Origin of the sequence: Acetobacter estunensis (assembly GCF_019083805.1) — a bacterium.
Lineage (GTDB): Bacteria > Pseudomonadota > Alphaproteobacteria > Acetobacterales > Acetobacteraceae > Acetobacter > Acetobacter estunensis_A.
Genome location: NZ_JAHRDV010000124.1, coordinates 1 through 434, shown reverse-complemented (window position 1 = coordinate 434; position 434 = coordinate 1). Strand labels below are relative to the sequence as shown.

The window sequence follows — 434 nt, the reverse complement described above, 5'->3', positions numbered from 1 at the left end:
ATACGGATATGCCCGATTATATAGAGGAACTGAACGAAGGACAACGGAACGCGGTGTTATACAATGACGGTCCGTCACTGGTGATAGCCGGTGCCGGTTCGGGAAAGACGCGCGTGCTGACCTACAAGATTGCTTATCTGCTGGAGAATGGCTACCAGCCTTGGAACATTCTGGCATTGACCTTTACCAACAAGGCGGCGCGCGAAATGAAGGAGCGTATAGCCCGTCAGATGGGGCCGGAGAGGGCGCGCCATCTGTGGATGGGAACCTTTCACTCCATGTTCCTGCGCATTCTGCATGTCGAGGCCGGGCATATCGGCTTCACTTCGCAGTTTACCATTTACGATACGGCAGACAGTAAAAGCTTGATACGTTCCATTATCAAGGAAATGGGGCTGGATGAGAAAGTGTACAAGCCGGGGATGGTGCAGGCG

1 protein-coding gene is annotated in these 434 nt (G+C 53.2%); it reads left to right on the top strand.

What is annotated here, in order from left to right; genetic code table 11:
• Window positions 1-8 precede the first annotated feature (8 nt).
• On the top strand, window positions 9-434 hold a 426-nt coding region (locus tag KUA11_RS17235; protein ID WP_217412283.1), incomplete at its 3' end, for a UvrD-helicase domain-containing protein.